We start from the raw sequence: 21245 nt of genomic DNA, 5'->3' as shown, positions 1-21245 counted from the left end.
ACTATCTTTATAACGACAAGGGACGATTGTCCGTTTCGTGGATCACTTGTCGAAAATCAGCAAAGCCAGCTGCTAACCCCCGCAACAAGATTTCTGCCGTTCCCATATTGGTAGCTAAAGGAATCTCGTACACGTCTGACAAGCGAATCAATGCCGTTACATCTGGTTCATGGGGTTGCGCGGCTAAAGGATCGCGCAAAAAGATCACCATGTCCAAGTCATCTTGCGAAATCATGGCGCCAATTTGCTGATCTCCTCCCAGCGGCCCTGATTTGTAGCGGTGGACAGGCAACTGGGTTGCTTCTTCGATCCTCTTCCCCGTAGCTCCTGTTGCGAAAAGTTCATGCTGCGCTAAAATTTCTCGATAGGCAGTCACTAATTTTACCATTACATCTTTTTTTCGATCATGAGCAATCAATGCGATTTTCATTTGCTGCATTCCCCCTTTTTTCTATTGTACCAATTTATTTTCTTTGCGACCGAGAAAAAACAAAAAAACATAGCACAGATGCCGTAAACCGACTGTGCTATGTCTAAAGGATTCCTTTTTAAATCAGTTGTAATTCTTTCAAGGCTAACCAGATGCCATCTTCATCATTGCTAGCGGTCACCATATCTGCGACTTGTTGGATCTCAGGGACCGCATTGCCCATTGCCACACCGACACCTGCGGCAGTCAGCATTTCACGATCATTTTGGCCATCACCAAAACAGATCACATCTTCTTGCGCTATCCCTAATTGTTCCGCGACGCACAGGATCGTTGCTGCTTTGGAGCCTTCTTTTGGAACGACATCCACACTGTTTTCATGCCAACGCACAAAACGCAGTTTGCTGTATTTCTCGTCAAAGAAATGCTCATACTCTTTTCCGTAAAAAGCCAATGCTTGATAGACTTCTTTTTCTTCGGGAAAATCCATGTCCAACTCAGGAAGTTGGGCACCAAAAGAATGCATCGCTGCTTCCATTTTAGCAATATCCAAAGAAGACGCTCGTTTCGCTGTATCCATCCCGACAAATGCCGTGTCGATCCCAAGCTCTTGGGCTTCTGCCACGAAAGCAGCCAATTGCGTTTCATCGAGTAAGTTTTTATACACCTGCTGATGCGAAAGAAAAGCAGCTGCGCCATTACATAAAATGTAATTATCAAAGGACAACGAACGAATAATATCTTGAGCGTGGAAACGACTGCGTCCAGTGGCAACGGTCACGAAATGGCCAGCATCTCGTAAAAGATCAAGGGCTTTTAGCGTACTGTCGAGTGGCTGTTTGTTCGAGTCAAGCAAGGTTCCATCAATATCAAAGGCAAAGAATTTCCGATTCATAAAAGGTTAAGGCTCGCTTTCTATTAAGAAGTAACTAAGATTTTGGTCTTGGTTGCGGTCATTTTTACAAAAAACAGCAAGAAAAACCGTACATACTTATTCTTAACATAAATAGGCGCTGATTTCAACGCTCCGTTAAGGGATGATGGCTTCTTCCTGGAGAAATGTTAGAGAAAAGAAAAAAAAGAAGCATCGCTGCTTCTTTTGGTAGGTTCTAATTAGTCGACATAGGTCGATTTTGAGTTGTTCAACCATGCATAGCCCAGCCCCATGACCAAGCCACCGCCGATATAGTTACCGATAAAGGCAAAAACTAAATTATGGATCACACTGCCGACAGTCATACCTGCCAAGTGTCCGCCTGAAGCCCAGAAAGCTAAGGTAAACGCTGGGAAGTTAGCAATAACGTGTTCGAATCCTAAGAAAGCAAAGATGAAGATGATGAAAATGATTGCTGCAACTTTTCCGGCATCGTCTTTCATCCGCATGCTTACTAGCACAGCTGTGTTTACAACGATATTGGCGAACATCGCTTCTACTAAAATTTGGATGGTCGATTTTTCTAATTTCGCAGTGATCGAGGTCAGCATAAAGTTGTCTGCGGTCAGCCCTTGAAAAGGACCTGTCAGTGCAACGATTGAGCCGAAAATCACCCCGCCGATCAAGTTGAACAAGACACACGTAAGCAAAATTTTCAATGCCAAAGGAATACTTAGACGTTTACGATAAACCCCAACAGTCATATACAACATATTTGATGTTCCTAATTCTGCGTTCATATAAAGAATCATGACTAAAGACCAGCTAAACATAAATGCATATAGAATTTTCCCTAACCCGTGAACCATCGATTCACCTTTCATAGCGATCGCAAAAGCAATAGCTGTTCCGAGGGTCAAGAATAAACAAGCCATCATCGCACGTACAGCGTAACGCAAATAACTACTCTTGATCAGATCGATTTTCTTTTCTATGGAAGAATCGATCTTCTCAAATAATGGGGATACTGGATTCATTTTTTCTACTCCTTTTATGAATAATTTCACTTCGTTATCATTTGCACAATACTTTCATATTCTAATGACGAAAAGCTGTTTTGTAAAGAGATATTTGAAAATATAAGTAATTAATGAAAAATTTCAAGATTTGTTTTCATCAAATCCAAAGCCAGCTCCATCTTGACTTTTGCCCCTAGTTTGTCGTATACTATTCCTTGTGTAAAATAATGCAGCAGGAAAATAACAGCTCGTCACCAGTTCGTTGCCCCTCGGGTGCAATTGCGTAACCGCGGCTGCAAAGGTGAAGATTGAAGAACGAACTGCACGAATGTGAGTTTTTCAACGGATTATTTTACTCCAAACTATTTTATTGGAGGAACTAAATTATGTCTCGTTATACAGGACCATCATGGAAAATTTCTCGTCGTTTAGGAATTTCTTTATCAGAAACTGGAAAAGAATTGGCACGTCGCCCTTACGCTCCAGGACAACACGGACCAAACAGCCGTGGCAAAAAATCAGAATACGGCATGCAATTAACTGAAAAACAAAAATTGCGTCATATGTATGGCATGAACGAACGTCAATTCCGTACATTGTTTATCAAAGCAAGCAAAATCAAAGAAGGTAAACACGGTGTTAACTTCATGATCTTGCTAGAACAACGTTTAGATAACGTTGTTTACCGTCTAGGTTTAGCAACTACTCGTCGTCAAGCACGTCAATTAGTAAACCACGGTCACGTTTTAGTTGATGGCAAACGCGTTGATATCCCTTCATACCACGTTGAAGTTGGACAAGTCATCAGCGTTCGTGAAAAATCACAAAACATTTCAACAATCAAAGAAGCAGTTGAAGCAACAGCTGGCCGCGCGTCATTTGTAAGCTTTGATAGCGAAAAATTAGAAGGTTCATTAACTCGTTTACCTGAGCGTGATGAATTGTCTGCAGAAGTTGACGAAGCACTAGTCGTTGAATTCTACAACCAAAAACTTTAAGATTTCAACCGACACGATTCCTTTTTGGAATCGTGTTTTTTTGTGGAATCAACGGATTTACTGATCCTCTTAAGAAGACCCTTGAAAAAATACCAAAAAAACCGACAATGATACATCGCTGTATTCATTTGCCGGTTTTGTTCCTATTATTAGATAAAGTTCGCAACAGATTCGCCTTCTTCTTGCTTTTGGCGATAATTAAACATGAGCAGCTCTGTTTGGCGTCGTTTGAAAATGATCTTTCGTAAGTTTCGTGGCACGAATTTACGAATGTCTTCTTCATTGTACCCCACTTGGAGCTTGTTCTCATCTAAGATAATTGGCCGTTTCAATAAGTTCGGGTATTGTTCGATCAATGAAAGCAGCTCTTCTAGCTTCAACTCTTCTAAATCGATGTCTAACTTTTGGTACACTTTCGAACGAGTAGATATAATGTCTTCCGTTCCATTTTTTGTTAAAGAAAGAATCTCCATTAGTTCATCACTATTTAATGGATCGCTAAAAATGTTTCTCTCTTTAAATGGCAGTTCATTTTCGGTCAACCATGCACGGGCTTTACGACATGACGTACAGCTGGGTGTTGTATATAGTGATATCATTTGTTTATTCTTCCTTTCTCTTTGATGTACTTCGATTTTTTGCGTGGTGCTCAACCTTCGATTTGATCGATCGTTTCCTGTTTGACGATATCGGCGATTCGAATATTGATCTCTTTAACTTTTAAAGAAGTCAAGCGACTGATTTCTTCTAAAACCACTTCTTGGACTTGCGCAAAGAGTTTAGGGATATCTTTGCCGTAAGCCACGATTACTTCCAAATCAACTGCAACCTCTTCTTTGCCAACTTCCACATCGATGCCAGAAGCGACTTGCGGCTGTTCTTCAAGGTTTTCGGTCATATCTGAAAGAAATCTGCCATTTACACTAATCAAGCCATCAATTGACTGCAAAGCGACACCAACAATTGTTTCAATGACTTTTTCTTCAAAGGACAGTGGACTTGCTTGCGCTGCTTCATTAGACAAATTCGTTGTTTGCTGATCGTCAGTCATTTTTCACACTCCTTGGTTAAATAAGAAAGGATACTAGAGACATCGCAAAGTCGCATACACGACCTTGTCTAAAGTGGACATTCCTCTTGGGAGTTTTTTTCCCTACCTTTCTAGCATAAATTCTTTTTGTTTTTTTTACAAAGAAAAACACTTGTTTTCGGAATAAATTTATCGTGCAAGATAAAATGAATGCGCTAAAAAAATCTCGAAGCATAATTTTCTTGAAATGATTCGTTTTTCTTGACAAAAAAAAGAAAGCAGCTACACTGCTCTCTTTTATTCTTTGTTATTTTGACAAGGCATCTAATGGATCAACCAGTTGATGCCGGGCTAAACTAGGTGAAAGACTAACTTCAAAATGCAAGTGAGGACCTGTACTGTTCCCCGTACTTCCCATGGAAGCAATCACTTCGCCTTGTTCGACCGTTTGACCGACTTCCACTAAATTGCGATGATTGTGCGCATACAATGTCGTCAGCCCATCTTTGTGCTCGATAGCAACATAATTCCCCCATGAAGAATGATATTCTGAGCGGATCACCGTTCCTGAAAGACTAGCCATGATCGGCGTTCCTTGCGGGGCGGCGAAGTCCACTCCACGATGAAACCCATTGCCTCGTGGACCAAAGACAGAAGAGACAACTGGATTGCTGACAGGATAGATCATCTGTTCGCTGCCTGTCGGTAATTCTGGTTTCTCTTTGTCATAACTCGTCAGAGCATATGCTTCGATCAGCGCATTTAGCTTCTCATTGTATTGTGTATCTGATGCATAACGCCCGGTCAGATATTCCGTGGCATCTTCATAAGACTCCGTTTCTGATTTCCAAACACCTTTATAAAAATTCGGATTGTGGTCCAATCCTTCTTTCAACAATTTCGCATAATCTTTCAAAGAAGATTCGATACTGTCATATTGGCGAAACGTGGCATGAACTGTGTATAAATTACCGGAACCATCGTCTTCTTGCGTTTGGAAGGAAATCCCATTCCCTTCATAAAGTCCCTTAATACCAAATAGGTTATAAAAAGGCTCCTGGCTCAGACGACTTCTTCCGCTACCAGACTCTAAAATCGCTTGTGCAATCATGACCGATGCGTAAAGATCTTCTTCTTGTCCAACTTTACGAGCATCTTCTCCAATCTCCATAATAAAGTCCCACGTTTCTTTGACTGGCGTGACTTCAAATTTTGCTGGCTCATCTTCTTGCGGCGGCGTTACCGTCAACTCTGGTACGTTCGGTACTTCTTTGATGTCAGGCGAAGGCTGGCTTGGTGTTGATTCTGGCTCTGGATTTGGTGTTGTCTCTGGTTCTGGGTTTGGTGCTGGTTCTTCTGGTTCTGGCGCCGGCTCAGGTGTTGGTTCTGGCTCTGGATTCGGCTCTGGATTCGGCTCTGGATCAGGATTTGGTACCGGTTCTTCTGGTGTTGGTTCTGGCGTCGGGGTTGGTTCCGGTTCTGGCAATGGTTCTGGTGTTGGCTGTTCAGGAACAGGTGTTGACTCTCCTGGAACTACTTCGCCGTTTTCTCCTGGTACCGTTGCGGCATCTTCAGGGACCAAGCCCATTGTTGGCCCGTTCACTCCCGGAACCGTTGACTCAGCTGTATTTTGACCAGCAGTAGACTCGCTCGTTAAAACAGCCGCAGCCGCTGATACTGGCAGCAATGTTGAAAATTGACTGGTAATAATGGCAATTGCCATCCATTTCTTTATTTTCATTCGTGAACTTTCCTCCTTTATTCCTCCCTCTATCATACAAAAAATGCAAGAAACTTTGTAATCAATTTTTGCATTCCTATATGAAAAAGGAGAAATACTTGATTTTTCTAACGAATGAATGATCCAAGCCATTCATTTGCTCTCTAGTAAAAATACGCAAAAACAGCTCAATACCATCTTTTCAAATGTCCAAAACAAAAACAGCAGCGAGCGTCCTCCCTGCTGTTTTGATCTATCTTGACTCTATATCGATATATTCGCGATCATTTGACACTTCTTTATAGGCGGGGCGCATGATTTTTTGTGCGTTGACCAGCTCTTCGATCCGATGGGCGGACCAACCAACGATCCGTGCAATAGCAAACATTGGTGTATACAGTTCTTCTGGTAGATCCAACATGTTATAAACAAACCCGCTGAAAAAGTCGATATTGGCACTGACTCCTTTGTAGATTTTGCGCTTTTCATTGATGACTTGAGGAGCAATGCGTTCGACCATCGTATACAATTGATATTCTTGCCAAGCTTCTGATCCTTTTTCTTGTGCCAGTTTGGCTACATAATTTTTAAAGATCGCCGCACGAGGGTCGTTGTCGCTGTAAACCGCGTGGCCCATGCCATAAATCAATCCTTTACGGTCAAATGCTTCTTTATCTAGGACTGCTTCCAAATAAGTGCGGACGGCCTGTTCATCGGTAATATCAGCAACGTTGCGCTTCAAATCTCCCATCATTTCCGTCACTTTGATATTGGCGCCACCGTGTTTAGGTCCTTTCAAAGAACCTAGCGCTGCAGCAATCGTTGAATAGGTATCCGTCCCACTGGAGGTAACGACTCGTGTCGTAAAGGTCGAATTATTCCCGCCGCCATGTTCCATATGCAAAACAAGTGCCATATCCAATGTTTGGGCTTCTTGGAAGCTATATTCTTTCGTTGGACGCAGCATAGTCAAAATCGTTTCAGCTGTACTCAACTCTTCGGTCGGGCGGTGGATGTACATGCTCTCCCCTTGATTGTAATGATTGTAGGCATGATAGCCGTAGATTGCCAAGAGTGGAAAGACACTGATCAGCATCAGACTTTGTTCCAACACATTTTCAATACTGATGTCATCTGCTTGCGGATCATAACTTGCCAGTGTCAAGATACTGCGAGATAAACTATTCATGATATCAGAAGAAGGTGCTTTCATAATGACGTCACGAACAAAATTGGTCGGCAAAGTACGTTTTTCTGCTAATAGGCAATGAAATGCCGCAAGTTCTGTTTTGTTTGGCAGTTCGCCGAAAAGTAATAAATATGCAATTTCTTCAAAGCCAAAACGTTTCTCATTGACGAACCCTGCTACTAACTCATTGATGTCAATTCCGCGATAACGCAGCTCGCCACAAGCTTCAACTGGCTTGCCAGCAATGATTTTTTCTGGATAAATGGTGGAGATCGTCGTAAGACCTGCTAAGACCCCCGTGCCATTTAAATCCCTCAGTCCACGCTTTACATCATATTCTGAATAAAGATTCATATCTATCAAATTGTATTTCTGACATTGCGATGCAAGATAGGACAATTTCTCTTTCTTTTCTAATCTTTCCACGGTGATGTTACCTCCAATCTTTCTACAAACTATCGACTACAATGTTATTTAACCGTATACAAACATCGTTAAAATAGTCATCATATAAAATCGTTGCTTTTTAACAAACTTTCACACATTATAGCACGATGTTTAGAAAATGAAATATTTTTCATAAATTTAATTGATTTTTTAAATTATCAACGTATAATTATTCCTAATAAGTACGATTATCTTCGTAAAAAGGAGGATTCTTATGAAGTGGCAAACTCAACTCACCGTCAATGACACCCAATACACGTATATTGACTTAGCGAAAATCACCCAAGACTTAGGGGCTGATTTATCTCGCTTGCCCTACTCCATTCGAGTTTTATTGGAAAGTGTTGCTCGTCATCAAGACGAGGAAATTACAGAGGATTATTTACCATTTTTAGCGAATTGGCAGGCAGAAAGCCCTACCGGTGTCGTGCCATTCAAACCAGAGCGGGTCGTCTTGCAAGACTTTACTGGGGTGCCTGCAGTCGTTGATCTGGCTGCCATGCGGGATGCGATGGTCGCTTTAGGCGGTGCCGCAGAAGACATCAATCCTGAGATCCCCGTCACACTCGTCGTCGACCACTCTGTGCAAGTCGATCAAGCCGGTACGCCTGGGGCGATCGCTTTTAATACGGAGCGGGAATTTGAACGCAACGCAGAACGCTATCAATTCTTGAAATGGGCACAAGGTTCTTTCGACAATTTCGAAGTCGTTCCGCCTGAAACAGGGATCATTCATCAAGTCAACATCGAATCATTGTCTGATGTGATCTTGCAAAAAACACACGAAGACCAACGTCTGCTGTTTCCTGATACATTGCAAGGAACCGATTCTCACACCACGATGATCAACGGTTTGGGGGTCCTCGGTTGGGGGGTTGGCGGTATTGAAGCGGAAGCTGCGATTCTTGGCGAACCTTCTTTCTTTCCTACACCTGAAGTCATCGGGGTGAAATTTATCAACGAGATGCCTGCAGGTACCACAGCAACCGATTTAGCACTAAAAGTAACCGAAGTGCTGCGGATCGAAAAAGTGGTTGGAAAATTTGTCGAATACTTTGGCCCAGGCTATGGTCATTTGAGCTTAGCCGATCGGGCGACATTAGCGAACATGGCCCCTGAATATGGTGCCACTTGCGGTTTTTGTCCGATCGATCAAGAGACCTTGAACTACTTGGCAACGACCGGGCGCTCCAGCGAGCTGATCGAACTCGTTACCGCTTACGCCAAAGCCAACCATTTCTTTTATGATGAAACGACCGTGCCGACCTATACTAAGACGATCACCATTGATCTAGCAGAAGTTCAGCCGGCATTAGCGGGCCCCAAACGCCCGCAAGATCGGATTTTGCTTCCAGCAGTCCGTCAGGATTTTGAACAATCAGTCACGGCAGCCGTTGGTCCCAAGGGCTTTGGACTTTCGGAGGATGAATGGCAAAAAGAAACCAGCGTTACTTGGCCAGATGCTGCAGCAGACAAATTAGAGACCGGCGATATCGTTTTGGCGGCGATCACTAGCTGTACGAATACTAGCAATCCTTTCGTCATGCTCTCTGCAGGCTTATTGGCCAAAAAAGCCATTGAAAAAGGTTTGACCGTCCCTCGTACGGTCAAAACCTCCCTTGCACCTGGCTCCCAGATCGTGACCACCTATTTGCAAAACAGTGGTTTGCTGCCGTATTTAGAGCAACTCGGCTTTTATTTAGTGGGCTACGGTTGTACCACCTGTATCGGAAATTCCGGTCCTTTAGAAGCGCCGGTCGCTGAAGCAATTGAGGCGGAAAATCTACTGGTGGCGTCGGTTCTGTCAGGCAATCGGAATTTTGAAGGAAGAATCCATCCACAGATCAAAGCCAATTATTTGGCTTCGCCGCCGTTAGTTGTTGCCTATGCGATCGCTGGCAGCACTCGCAAAGATCTTACAAAAGAACCATTAGCTATCGTCAATGACGAGCCGGTGTATTTGTCTGATATTTGGCCTAGCAATGAAGAAGTCAATACTTACGTTCAAGAATACGTCGGACCAGAAGCATTTCGCGCTGCCTATGAGCATCTTTTTGATGCCAATGAACGCTGGAATGCGATCGAAACCACCACGAGCGAATGTTATGAATGGGAGGAACAATCTACTTACATTGCTCATCCACCCTACTTTGAAACATTGACCAAAGAATTGCCTAAAGCAGATGTCTTAGCCGATCTGAAAGTCTTGGCAAAATTGGGTGATTCCGTCACCACTGACCATATTTCTCCTGCCGGCAGCATCAGTATGGATTCAGCAGCTGGAAAATTTTTACAAGAAAAAGAAGTTCCATATCGTGAATTCAATTCCTTTGGTTCGCGGCGCGGCAATCATCAGATTATGATGCGGGGGACTTTCGGCAACATCCGTCTGCAAAACCAGCTGGTTCCTGGCAGTACTGGCAGTGTCACGCATTATTTTCCAACTGGGGAAACCTTGTCGATATTTGACGCCGCTATGAATTACCAAAAAGCCGGCCAAAGCTGTATCATTTTAGCTGGTAAAGATTATGGCATGGGTTCTTCTCGCGACTGGGCCGCCAAAGGGACACAATTGTTAGGCGTTAAAGTCGTCTTAGCAGAAAGCTTCGAACGGATCCATCGCAGCAACTTGGTCATGATGGGGATCATTCCTCTTGAATATCTGGCTGGTGAAAGTGCCACCTCTTTTTCTTTAGATGGCAGCGAAACATTCTCGATCGCTTTGCCAGAAGAGCCAGCGGTCAAGCAGCTGGTCGAAGTCACTGCGCAACGGACCGACGGAGGGACTGTCTCCTTTATGACCCGTCTACGCTTTGATGCCCCGGCAGATATTCGCTATTGGAAGCATCAAGGAATTTTGCCAATGGTCATTCGAAAAAAAGCGGAATTAGGAGGAGCTGCCCATGTCTAACCAAACAACCCATGAAGCAACGACGATCACCATTCCTTACATTGCAGGAGACGGCATCGGTGCCGAGATTTGGCAGGCTGCGCAACCTGTGATTGATGCAGCTGTGAATAAAGCTTATGACAATCAGCGCCACATCGAGTGGCTGGAAGTTTTCGCTGGAGAAGCCGCCTTTGAACAGACAGGGGAATGGCTGCCGCAAGCAACCATCGATACGATCAAGGCCCAGCAATACGCCTTGAAAGGACCGTTGACTACCCCGATTGGCGAGGGCTTTCGCTCCTTGAATGTCACCTTACGGCAGACGCTGGATCTTTATGCCTGTGTCAGACCTGTTCGCTATTTTACAGGGGTCCCTTCGCCTTTAAAACAGCCAGAAAAAACCGATATGGTGATCTTTCGCGAAAATACTGAAGATGTTTATGCTGGCATCGAATTTGCCAAAGACGACGACGCAACACAGCGTTTGATCCAGACACTGCAAGCAGACTTTGCCGTCAAGGCGATTCGTTTTCCTAAAACTTCCGCTATTGGCATCAAGCCGATCTCTTTAGAAGGCAGTCAGCGCTTGATCGCTGCTGCCATTGAGTATGCGATTACTCAAAAGCGGCCCACGGTGACACTGGTGCATAAAGGCAATATCATGAAATTTACAGAAGGCGGCTTTAAAAACTGGGGCTATCAGCTTGCAGAAACCACGTACGCCGACCAGTGTTTTACAATGAATCAATACAACAAAATCAAAGCAGAAAATGGTTCAAAGGCAGCCGAAGCCGCCCTTGCCTCGGCCAAAGCGGCTGGAAAGATCGTTGTTAACGATGTGATCGCCGACAACTTTTTACAGCAGATCCTTTTGTATCCAGAAAAATTCGATGTCATTGCCACTTGTAATTTGAACGGCGACTACATTTCTGATGCACTCGCTGCACAAGTTGGCGGCATCGGGATCGCCCCCGGCGCCAATATCAACTACGATACTGGGGCAGCCATCTTTGAAGCTACCCACGGAACGGCACCGGATATCGCAGGACTTGGCAAAGCCAATCCCTGTTCACTGCTGCTATCGGCGTGCATGCTATTAGAACATTTGAACTGGCCGGAAGCTGCTGCAATACTGACGCAAGCCATTGAACAAGCCTTGCAAAATCAACACGTCACTGCCGACTTCGCACAGTTGATGCCCGAAGCGGTCTGTTTAACGACACAAGCGTTTGGTGAACACCTCCTTCAGCTGATCCATTCGTAAACTCAAGCTGTGATTGAGTCGGCATTTGCCTGCTCAACCGCAGCTTGATTGCGTTTCCACCTTCTGAGAAACTATACTTAGAGCATGAAAGGGGGAATTCATTTATGAGTGAATTCAACATGAGAAAAATTGGTCAGCAGATCGCTACCAAACGCAAAGAAAAAAATCTGACCCAAAGCAACTTGGCAGACCAATTACTTGTCAGCTATCAGGCGGTCAGTAATTGGGAGCGGGGCAACTCACTGCCGGACATAGAAAAATTGCCGCAGCTAGCGGCGATTTTAGGCCTATCGATCGATGAGCTGTTAGGGAAGCCAGCAGCTGCGATTCAACATTATCAAGCAGGAACCGCGCAGCCAAAAGAAATCGCCGAACTAGCTCCGCTGATCAAACCGCAAGAACTATCGGCACTGATTCAAGAAGAACCGTTTCAAGAATCTTCTTTAGACCTAGACTTATTGCCTAGACTAGCTCCTCATTTGAATAGTGCTGACTTGCAGCACTTGCTTAATGGCGCCGAAAATATCCCAGAAGATGTCATGGAAGAACTCTTGCCGTTTTTGAAAAAGCCCCAAATAGAAGAGCTCCTTAAAGGCAACCACTATTCCATGGCTTTTTGGGAAGAGGCGGCGCCCTTTTTAACCCCCAACTTTTTGGCGGGAGAAATCAAAGGTTGGCTTGAAACCCCTGACTTTCGCTTTTCTGAGATTGAAGAACTGCTTCCCTTTTTACCTGCACCGTATCTGGATGAACTCCTGCAGACGGCCCTGGAACAGCCAAACGTTACCGCATCAGAACGCTTGTCTTATGATGAAATCGAAGAACTGCTGCCGTTTCTGACAGAAGCAACGATCTGCCGTCTCGTTCAAGCACTGCCCTTCTCAACAGATGAATTGGAAGAAATCGCCCCTTTCCTCTCCTCAAAGAACTTACTTGTCCTATTAAAAAAAGGACACTAAAAAAACAAGATTCTTCTTTACTTTTGGTAAACCACCGTTTATAATTTCGTTAACCAAATAAATCTTTTTTAGGTTAACGAAATTATTACTAGAGAGAAGGATTCGATGAAATTATCATTACGTGAACAAATCCATGCCGCATTATTTGCGATCATTATTGCTGTTCTTTCCCAATTGACGATTCCGTTAGGTTTGATCCCATTGACAGGACAAACCTTTGCGATTGGACTGGCGGTGACTTTCCTCGGCACGCGAACAGGAACGATGGCGATCATCATCTACTTGCTGTTAGGATTGATCGGTTTGCCCGTTTTCGCTGGTTTTTCCAGCGGTGTCGGTGTTTTGTTAGGACCAACCGGAGGCTATTTAGTCGGCTTCCTCTTTAACGGATTGCTTACTGGATTGGTCGTAGAAAAAACGGCGTTTCGCTACACAGGAGCAGTGATCGGCAATATTGTCGGTGCGCTGGCAACTTTGTTGTTTGGTACATTATGGCTGAAATGGAGCACTGGCATGGCATGGCCGGCGGCTTTTAACGGTGGTTTTGTTTTGTTTATTATCCCCGGGATCATCAAAGCCGTTGCCGCAGCTTATCTAGGTATCTTTTTAAGAAACCGCTTGGCGCAACCATTGGCTTTACGTTAATAAAAAACACTCGCGTCATATGCAGCGATTCCCATCAGTTAGCTTTTTCGTCTAACTTTTGGAAATCGCCACATCACGCGAGTGTTCTTTTTTAGTTGTCGATCTCTTCAATCAACAACTGCGGCCAAACTTTCTGCCACTGCTTCATCGCTTGGCGTTGTCGGTAAACCGCAAGGTACTGGTCATTTTGGGCGAAATGCGGTGTTGGACGCACCCGAAAACTGCAAACATCCTGCCAACCGAAAGGCGCCATCAATTCAATCTCGCCTTGTTTCATTCGTGCCGCCACCGCTGTACAACGCTCTGGAAACTTCGTTAAAGCATCGAAGGTACTTGTATAAGTGGGTTCCTCGGCAAAGTTGTGCTGGTGCATCAATGCTTGATTTCGAACCTCCCAAGGAAATTCGGGAAACGAACGGCGCAGTTGCGCTTCGATCGCTGCTGTTTCTTCTAAGCTTACAGTCGGATCATAAAACACGACATCAATATCGGTTATCGGCACCTCCGCTATTTTTCCGCTGAGAAAACCCCATAAATAATTCCGCAGGTACCCGGCACACAGCCAGCAATCCGGAAGCTGTAACGCTTCAATGATCGTAAGCAGTTGTCGACATTCACGATTTTTTGCAAACAAGTTCTGGATCGCTTGTTCCTTCATTGGCGTCCTCCTCTAATGGGCTCAGGCTAGTTATTTCAAGGTCCAACCACCGTCGATGGGCACGATCGCCCCCTGCAAGTAACTAGCTTGCGGGCTGGCAAGAAAAAGGGTCAGCGCTGCAACTTCTTCTGGTTGCGCCCAACGCTTGACCGGCGTCTCCTCTGCCACCCATTGCGCCATTTTTCCGTCACCGGCAAAATCAGCCGCATTCATCGGCGTTTGAATCGCACCTGGCGCGATGCCCTTCACCGAGATCCCTTGATCTGCAACATCCAATGCCAACTGTTTGGTAAACCCGACGATCGCGTGTTTTGCGGTTGTATAAGCGATCCCACCTCCACCTGCGACCATTCCAGCGATCGACGCCATATTAATGATCGTTCCGCCACCATTGGCTTGCATCAGCGGCAAAATTTCTTTCGTTAAATAAAACATGCTGGAGACATTGGTTTGAAATATCTCCTCCCACTCCATTGAGGTCGTCTCAGCGATCGTATGATAGCCATCTAGTTTCCCGGCTGTATTCAACAAGATCGTCATGCCACCAAAGTGTGTAACACAAGCTTGGATCGCTGCAAGACAATTTTCTTCCACCGCTAAATCGCAACACGTGCCGAAAAAGCGGGGCTGGGCTAAAAGCGTATCAGGAAACGATTGGCAGTCAACCCCAAATACTTGAGCGCCTTCTGCAAGAAACGCCTCTGCTTGCGCTCTGCCGATGCCTGAAGCAGCTCCTGTGACAAACACAATCGTTTTGTCATCGATCCACGATGCTGTCATTCCACGATTTTCCAATCTTCCGCAAGAATGTCGCAAACAGTCGGTGCGAAACTCGAGAATCCCTCATCTGCTGTTTTGATCAAAAAGTATGGGGTGACTGGGGCATTGTCGTACACTTCCCCTTCAACGAATGTCACATAAAGTTCAAAACCGCCCCAACCTTCACGGATGATTTTTTTGCCGGCTTTTAATTCTGGTAAGATTTCTTCAAATGTCATAATTTTTCTCCTTTGTGTTTTTCTTCTAATGGTTTAAATTGCTTGGAAATTCAATTACGAAAACAAGCAGGACTCGGTTGCTGCGCTAATACGGCAGTAGTGTGATCGCTTGCGCCAATTCTTCTAAAAGATGCGTCGTTTTATAGTCCTCAAATGCCTCATGATGGTTTCGCAGCAGCGTCCGAACTTTCGTTGGCGAATATGCTTCTGCTAAGTGATTTTCCAAAACGAATCGTCGGGTCAACTGCCATTCATAATAGTAGCCGAAGGGGCGGCAATAGTAGCTGGTTCCCGCAAGTTCTTTTTTCTCAAAGCGTCGATGGGTATGCCCAAAGACGACTGCCCGAACATTGGCGTAGCGGTCGATCACTGCGCCAAAATCGGGCGACCCTAAAAACGCATTTAGGTGGTTCCAGCGGGCATACTTGCCGGTCTGACGAACAATAAACGCTTCTTGGGGCACAAAATGGGTAGAAAGAAGAATTTCTTGGTCTTGCGGCAAACGGGCCAATGTTTCCGCTAAACGCTCATTGATGGCTTGGCTGATTTCCTTATCCGATCCCTTTCGCTGAATCATGCGGTCATACCAAAACAAATTTTTCAGCCGCAAGATCTCAGATTCACTGGTCAGATCAGAATATTGGTAGTCATACCAGCCATTGATTCCCAACAGCAGTGTTTTTTCTGATAAGCGATACGTCTGAAAATTAAGAAAGGCGGGATCATCGAAAGCCTCGATCTCTTGTTCCGTCAAGTCCACCATTTCATGATTGCCCCAGTGAAAGGTCGTTGGCACCTGTCGACTTTGAAAAAATGCGACCACGTCTAATAGCCGTTGCTTTTTATTCGCCACATCTCCTGCCAGATGCAGATGGGTCACCTGATTTTGCTGCAAATAATCAGCGATCAGCTTCAGATGGGGGTCGAATAATTGGTTGATATCGACGTGCAAGTCGCTAATAACCGCCAGCGTGCCCATATCAGTGGCCTGCCGTCTGCTTTTCGATCCGTAACAATTGGACATCGTTAGCTAAGATCCCGCTATTTCCAATCAATTGCAACCGTTGATAGGTCGGTTCCACCTGCAACCGGGTCTGTTCTTCTAAATACACCTGTGCCCCTTGCTTCAACCAAATCGTGCCTAATGGTGTCGTTAAAGGGGTGTCATAGATCGCCAATCCTTCTTCTGGATAGCTTTGCGGCACGATAATCAGGCGAAAATGGATGTCCAAACGGCAGGTGATCTCCGTTGCGGGAAACGGACCGACGCCGTCTTCAAAATCCAAATAGAGACGATCGTCTGGCTGCACATAAGGGGTTATTTTTTCAATTGCTGCTGGCTCAATGTTCAGTTCCATGACGAGAGCCCTCCTTTACATAATACGTTTTTTCCATTCCTCAAGGGTGATGCCGCGCGTGACTTCATCGATGATTTCTTCACCCGATTTGCGGGCAGCTGGGATCGTTGCTTCCAATTTCATCCCAATTTTCTCCATAACCCGTCCAGACTTGGGATTTCGGGCATCATGTCGAGCAAAAATCCGAATCAATTCGAGTGTTTCAAAACCAAAATGCAGCAGTGTCATTGCCGCTTCTGGCATGATCCCTTGCCCCCAGTAATCGCGACTTAATGTATAACCAAGCTCAGCGATCTCTTTTTCAGATTCCACCCGTAAATCGATGGTCCCGATCATTTTGCCTGAGTCTTTTTCTTCGATCGCATATTTCCCTAAAGGTGCAGCAACAAAATACTCGGCAATGCGCAGTTTTGTTTCGTCAACCGACCCATGTCTAGCAAAGACGAAGGTCGTCGTTTCTTCATCATTTGCATAGGCAAACATGTCTGCTGCATCTGCCAAGGAAACGGGGCGCAAGAGCAGCCTCGGTGTCTCCAACCGCTGATTTTCTGCTAATAATAGCAAATGTCGTTCTTTTGTTGTCATAGGATCCCTACTTTCTATCAGAACTCTCTCACGATCGCACCCCTCTTTTGCTATTTGTTGGATATGCTATAATAAGCATAAGTAAACGCTTTGAGGAGGATACTTCAATGTCAGACGAATTAGAAAAACGCCTTGATACAGGAATGTATGGGACGCCTCGCGTCAACCCAGATGAACAGCGCAAGTATTTAGGCACGTTTCGTGAACGGTGTTATCTTAGTATGACAGTAACAGAAATGAAGAAGAAGGACAACCAGAAAACGCTCTTAAACGCCTTACCAGATTATCAAGGAGCACTCGTGCTGCTCAACGGAAAATTGCCAGAATCGATCCAGACCGATTACATCACTTTACTGACCAAACAACAGATGGAATTTCGGATCGTCTCCGATGCCCAAGATGCCGATCCAGACAGTATTGGCTTGCTGATTGCCGGGAAAGAAGCCGTCAATCAAGACGTCATCGATATCGAAAAAAAATACCCTGCAGCTGCCGCTCCATCGGATAAAGAGCAGGAACAACCAGAGAAAATGTCATTTTGGAAACGACTTTTCCATTAAAAGGAGGAACTATCATGGAACAATCAACACCGCCCTACCTTTCATTAAAGAAAGAACTGCTTGATGCTTTGGATCTGCATATCGATTTGTTGAAAACGGCCCCTACGATCGAATCCAGCCATCTAGATGGCGTATTGTTCATGATGCGCAGCTTGGGTTTTATGCTGGATCGCGCTCCGAAAGTGCTCCTGCTGGAGGATCAGAATGAAATGAACTTTATGATGTTTCAATATTATAGCCTCCTGTCGGAACTGAAGTACAATCTCGTTTTAAACTTTCCCTATGCCTCGATTCAAGGCGTACCGTTATTGACCTTGATCCAACGTTTTCCTACCACGTATGAAAAAGAAATGAAACAATGGTGGGAAGCCCGAACGGGTCTCAAGGTGGAAGAAACAAAACAAACGATTGAGATCGCTGCTTTTGAATCCTAATAAAAAAGACTGCACACTTTCGAAGGGAATCACCTTCCAGAGTGTGCAGTTCTTTGCTCTCTAAGCTTCCATCAGCTTTCGAAGACTTCAGGGAACAACAGGCGTAAAACAGACATAGTTAAGCGGCGGCCTTTCCCGCTGTATGGATAAACGTGCATATGCATCGCTGGGTTGAAATTGGCTTCAATGATTCCATAAGCCCCCGGTTCATTGGCTGGCTTGGTTTTATCTGGAATAATCAGATCGATTCCACTGATAGACGCTTGTAATGCGGCGACCGCATCGACTGCTACTTGTTTGTAGTCATCGTTGAAGTCATCCGTTACATCGATAGAATCACCGCCAGTACTGATATTCGAGTTTTCTCGCAGATAAACGATCTGCCCTTCTTCCGGCACTGAATCAACTTGATACCCTTGCTCTTTTAACATCAGTTGTTCCAGTTCCCCTAATTGAATCAACTCTAATGGAGTCCGATGATGGGTGCCGCGCAATGGATCGAGATTTTTCTCTGCGACGAGTTCCGTGATCGTACGCTTGCCGTCACCCACGACATTGGCTGGGATACGTAATAAAATCGCATCGACTCGCCCATCGATCACGAAGAACCGATATTCCGTCCCTGATAAAAAGGTCTCAACGAGGATCGAATCATCTTCCGCAAAGGCAATGGCGACCGCCGCTTGATAATCCGCTAAAGAGGCGCCTTCTTTGAAAATCGAGATACCGATCCCATAGTTGGTGGTTTTCGGTTTTACCACAAACCCGCTGTGGGCGATTTGCGGATAAAACGCGATCGCTTCTTCTGTCGAAGCGAATTCAGCACCACCTGGTACATGAAAGCCATTTTCGGCTAAGATTTTTTTGGTGACCGTTTTATTCGCCATGATCAATGGGACGATGTACTGATCCTTACTAGTCATATTGGCATTTTTAACATATTCGATGTGGTCTTTCACGGCTAATTTCAAGAACTGATCCGTTTCATCCAGTACCGTCACTTCGATTCCTTTTTGGATCGCATCGAACAAGAGAATCTGGGTCGACAATTCCATTGCTCGAAAGCCAGCTAATTGATACGGTTTTTCCCAAGCAGCTTGATGATACTTTTGTCCCAGCAATGTTGCTGTCTGCGCTTGGCTGGTTGCTTGACTCGCTGAGAAAAGACGTCCAGCGAAGGTTCTTTCTGGTTCAGCCAGCATCTCAGAAAGCTGATCCAAAAATGGCGGATGCGGCAGCTCAAGGGCTTGGGCAAAGTCCATCATTTCAGCAATCAGCGCTTGCGCTTCTTGCTGATAAGTCAATGGTGCAAGTGGGTGTTCTAATGCGACCTGATCATTTTTCTGATTGCCTTCTTCGATCCACTCATCGGCATCGTTGCCTTCTTCTTTTGTACTTAAAAACAATAAGAAGAAATGCAAGAACGCGACTTGCTCTTTGGAAATCCCATAGCGGGCAAAGGGATCGATGTCAATATTTCTTAACTCAATATAACGGATACCAGCTGAGGCTAGATCTGCGACCCGTTTTCCCCCACGCAAACGCACTGGCGCATAAAATTCTTTTTCTTCTGAAAGCTTTCCCGTCTCCACTAAGTTGGCAATATCTGCAAGATAGGTCTCTAACGAAGCATAAGATACCTTGACGTCTTCGTGATTCGTGTAGCCATAACGGCTATTGCGAATACTGCGGACTGGTTCTTGCGGTCCATTTTCTGTCGTAAAATAATTGGCTTCTGAAGCAGGGGTCGCCCCAAAGAAATACGTCAAAAACCAGCGATAATGCAAATAATTGCGAGTTACTTTCAAATAAAGTGCCGTTTTAAATGTCTGGAAGCTTTCCTTCGTTTCAGACAAAGCATACAGCTGCTGTAAAAAGTCTTCCGCAAATTCGAAATTGAAATGAATCCCACTGACCATTTGCTTGCGGCGACCATAAGTTTTGGCTAAATAGCGGCGGTAGAGCACATCTTCAAATTGGTCTAATTTAGCAATGACGATGTCTTCTTCTTTTTCTGGTAAAGCCGGTGGCATACTCAATGGCCAGAGCATTTCTTCTGCTGACATCGAACGATACGCCACATCATGAATAGCCCCTAAAAAACGGAACAATTCATCCACTGAATCAGCGACCGGCGTGATCAGTTCCAGTTGATTTTCCGCAAAATCTGTTTGGATATACGGATGGAAGCGCCGATTGCCCAGCGCTTTCGGATGATCGGTTCCCGCGAACGTCCCATCGAGCCGCACCCGTTGCGCTTCACGCTCAATCCCATAGCGTCCTTTCAATAAATAGGGAAAAAGCTCTTTATGTGATAACAATGTTTTTATTTTCATTCGACTGCCCTCTATGTTCTTCTACTATTTTTTTCTTATATTCTGTTTCTTTCCATCTATTATAGTGAAAAATGGTGAAAAATGCAGAAATTTGCTCTTCACTTGTAATATCTCTTACTAAAATTACCAAGAATTTATAAAATACTTGAATAAATTTGATATTTACCTTCAAAATAAAGTATACTGCTTATAGAACAGTAAATTATTATGTCCATATTACTCTTTTTGAAAGGAAGAATAGTGAATGAAGCCACTTAATCTTACCAAACGCGAACGTCAAATCATGAATATCTTCTGGAATTCAGACAAACCTCTTTCTGCAAATGACATTGCTGTCCAACAGCAAGATCTAAGCAAGAATACCATTCAAGCAGTCGTACGTAAACTAAAAAACCACGACTTATTGAAAGTAGCAGATATCGGCTACAGCGGTACTGTTTTGACTCGGTTGTATTCTCCGAATGTGACCCAAGAAGACTTCTTAGCAGCAGAATTGTCTGATCAATCTTTATTGAATTTGATTACGAACTTTATCGAAACCAATAAAGATATCGATACGTTGAACAACTTGGAAAAAATGATCACTGAGCGCCAAGGGGAACTTAAGAAATAATCTTTCCCCCTCGTTCAACTCGTTGTATTCTGCCTGATACTTCCCAAAGTTTTTAGACAGCGCAGAAGAAAACGAATCGTTCAAACTGCTTTTCCTGATTTTTGGCAAAGTCGTGCATCGCTGTACCCACATTTGCCACGCCAAGTGTTCTCAGCTTTCCGTCACAAGTCAAGCTCATGGAAAGAGACGACGACCCGTTTTCTCTTCCCTTTGATCTCACAAAAGCAACAATAAAGGA

At 44.6% G+C, this 21245-nt stretch carries 22 protein-coding genes; 8 read left to right on the top strand and 14 right to left on the bottom strand.

All coding sequences use genetic code 11. From position 1 onward, the window contains the following. Positions 1–7: 7 nt before the first annotated feature. The 3 genes from IGJ74_RS01615 to IGJ74_RS01605 form a co-directional block, all read right to left on the bottom strand. Complete coding sequence (locus tag IGJ74_RS01615; protein ID WP_430608678.1) at positions 8–430, bottom strand: methylglyoxal synthase; 423 nt, start codon at positions 428–430, stop codon at positions 8–10. Positions 431–548: 118 nt separating this feature from the next. Next, positions 549–1325 carry a Cof-type HAD-IIB family hydrolase gene (locus tag IGJ74_RS01610; RefSeq protein WP_005227160.1) on the bottom strand — a complete coding sequence of 259 codons (777 nt, stop codon included), beginning with the start codon at positions 1323–1325 and terminating at the stop codon, positions 549–551. A gap of 218 nt (positions 1326–1543) precedes the next feature. Next, complete coding sequence (locus IGJ74_RS01605; RefSeq protein WP_005227159.1) at positions 1544–2341, bottom strand: formate/nitrite transporter family protein; 798 nt, start codon at positions 2339–2341, stop codon at positions 1544–1546. Between the two features lie 368 nt (positions 2342–2709). On the opposite strand from IGJ74_RS01605, the gene rpsD reads away from it, so the two are divergent. Further along, on the top strand, positions 2710–3321 hold the full coding sequence (gene rpsD, locus IGJ74_RS01600) for a 30S ribosomal protein S4 (RefSeq protein ID WP_005227158.1): 612 nt from the start codon (positions 2710–2712) through the stop codon (positions 3319–3321). Positions 3322–3470: 149 nt separating this feature from the next. On the opposite strand, the gene spx is transcribed toward rpsD, so the two are convergent. From spx to IGJ74_RS01580, 4 genes are all read right to left on the bottom strand, one after another. Then, entirely contained in the window at positions 3471–3920 is a 450-nt protein-coding gene (spx, locus tag IGJ74_RS01595; RefSeq protein ID WP_008376310.1) for a transcriptional regulator Spx, read from the bottom strand. Positions 3921–3970: 50 nt separating this feature from the next. Beyond that, entirely contained in the window at positions 3971–4372 is a 402-nt protein-coding gene (locus tag IGJ74_RS01590) for an Asp23/Gls24 family envelope stress response protein (RefSeq protein WP_008376312.1), read from the bottom strand. Between the two features lie 286 nt (positions 4373–4658). Beyond that, positions 4659–6092: a peptidoglycan DD-metalloendopeptidase family protein gene (locus IGJ74_RS01585; RefSeq protein ID WP_278251905.1), complete on the bottom strand. Its 1434-nt coding sequence runs from the start codon at positions 6090–6092 to the stop codon at positions 4659–4661. Positions 6093–6324: 232 nt separating this feature from the next. Further along, positions 6325–7686, bottom strand: coding sequence for a citrate/2-methylcitrate synthase (locus tag IGJ74_RS01580; protein WP_086332918.1), 1362 nt, complete (start codon positions 7684–7686; stop codon positions 6325–6327). A 235-nt stretch (positions 7687–7921) separates the two neighbouring features. Here IGJ74_RS01580 and acnA point away from each other — a divergent pair, with 235 nt between their 5' ends. The 4 genes from acnA (at position 7922) to IGJ74_RS01560 (ending at position 13465) form a co-directional block, all read left to right on the top strand. Beyond that, positions 7922–10618, top strand: coding sequence for an aconitate hydratase AcnA (gene acnA / locus IGJ74_RS01575; RefSeq protein ID WP_218193349.1), 2697 nt, complete (start codon positions 7922–7924; stop codon positions 10616–10618). Next, a complete protein-coding gene (gene icd / locus IGJ74_RS01570; protein WP_086332916.1) occupies positions 10611–11861 on the top strand; it encodes an NADP-dependent isocitrate dehydrogenase in 1251 nt (416 codons plus the stop codon). The genes acnA and icd overlap by 8 nt, the downstream gene beginning before the upstream one ends. Before the next feature lie 104 nt (positions 11862–11965). Next, entirely contained in the window at positions 11966–12820 is an 855-nt protein-coding gene (locus IGJ74_RS01565; RefSeq protein ID WP_086332915.1) for a helix-turn-helix domain-containing protein, read from the top strand. Positions 12821–12925: 105 nt separating this feature from the next. Continuing rightward, positions 12926–13465, top strand: a complete 540-nt coding sequence (locus IGJ74_RS01560; protein WP_087664800.1) for a biotin transporter BioY — start codon at positions 12926–12928, stop codon at positions 13463–13465. A 91-nt stretch (positions 13466–13556) separates the two neighbouring features. Here the strand turns inward: IGJ74_RS01560 and IGJ74_RS01555 are convergent, their stop codons facing one another. The 6 genes from IGJ74_RS01555 to IGJ74_RS01530 form a co-directional block, all read right to left on the bottom strand. Beyond that, positions 13557–14123, bottom strand: a complete 567-nt coding sequence (locus IGJ74_RS01555; protein WP_008376325.1) for a nucleotidyltransferase family protein — start codon at positions 14121–14123, stop codon at positions 13557–13559. Positions 14124–14153: 30 nt separating this feature from the next. Beyond that, the gene (locus IGJ74_RS01550) at positions 14154–14903 is read right to left on the bottom strand and encodes a 3-oxoacyl-ACP reductase (protein ID WP_087664799.1); all 750 of its coding nucleotides are present in this window, start codon (positions 14901–14903) and stop codon (positions 14154–14156) included. Beyond that, positions 14900–15121, bottom strand: coding sequence for a DUF2829 domain-containing protein (locus IGJ74_RS01545; RefSeq protein ID WP_005227147.1), 222 nt, complete (start codon positions 15119–15121; stop codon positions 14900–14902). The genes IGJ74_RS01550 and IGJ74_RS01545 overlap by 4 nt, the downstream gene beginning before the upstream one ends. 85 nt (positions 15122–15206) lie before the next feature. After that, positions 15207–16100 (bottom strand): metallophosphoesterase, encoded by an 894-nt coding sequence (locus tag IGJ74_RS01540; protein ID WP_087664798.1) that lies wholly within the window; start codon positions 16098–16100, stop codon positions 15207–15209. 1 nt (position 16101) lies between these two features. After that, positions 16102–16479, bottom strand: coding sequence for an iron-sulfur cluster biosynthesis family protein (locus IGJ74_RS01535; protein ID WP_086316797.1), 378 nt, complete (start codon positions 16477–16479; stop codon positions 16102–16104). Positions 16480–16494: 15 nt separating this feature from the next. Then, positions 16495–17064, bottom strand: a complete 570-nt coding sequence (locus IGJ74_RS01530; RefSeq protein ID WP_005232465.1) for a GNAT family N-acetyltransferase — start codon at positions 17062–17064, stop codon at positions 16495–16497. A gap of 107 nt (positions 17065–17171) precedes the next feature. On the opposite strand from IGJ74_RS01530, the gene IGJ74_RS01525 reads away from it, so the two are divergent. Further along, on the top strand, positions 17172–17624 hold the full coding sequence (locus tag IGJ74_RS01525) for a YueI family protein (RefSeq protein ID WP_087664797.1): 453 nt from the start codon (positions 17172–17174) through the stop codon (positions 17622–17624). Positions 17625–17638: 14 nt separating this feature from the next. Next, a complete protein-coding gene (locus tag IGJ74_RS01520; RefSeq protein WP_005232469.1) occupies positions 17639–18058 on the top strand; it encodes a hypothetical protein in 420 nt (139 codons plus the stop codon). Between the two features lie 71 nt (positions 18059–18129). Here IGJ74_RS01520 and gshAB read toward each other — a convergent pair whose 3' ends face one another. Beyond that, complete coding sequence (gene gshAB, locus IGJ74_RS01515; RefSeq protein WP_087664796.1) at positions 18130–20394, bottom strand: bifunctional glutamate--cysteine ligase GshA/glutathione synthetase GshB; 2265 nt, start codon at positions 20392–20394, stop codon at positions 18130–18132. A 244-nt stretch (positions 20395–20638) separates the two neighbouring features. Here gshAB and IGJ74_RS01510 point away from each other — a divergent pair, with 244 nt between their 5' ends. Continuing rightward, complete coding sequence (locus IGJ74_RS01510) at positions 20639–21007, top strand: BlaI/MecI/CopY family transcriptional regulator (RefSeq protein WP_005227140.1); 369 nt, start codon at positions 20639–20641, stop codon at positions 21005–21007. Positions 21008–21245: the final 238 nt, after the last annotated feature.

This window comes from Enterococcus sp. AZ009 (genome assembly GCF_050548785.1).
GTDB classification, from domain to species: domain Bacteria; phylum Bacillota; class Bacilli; order Lactobacillales; family Enterococcaceae; genus Enterococcus_D; species Enterococcus_D entomosocium.
Note: the sequence above shows the minus strand (reverse complement) of the source record. Positions and strands in the feature narration are given on the sequence as shown.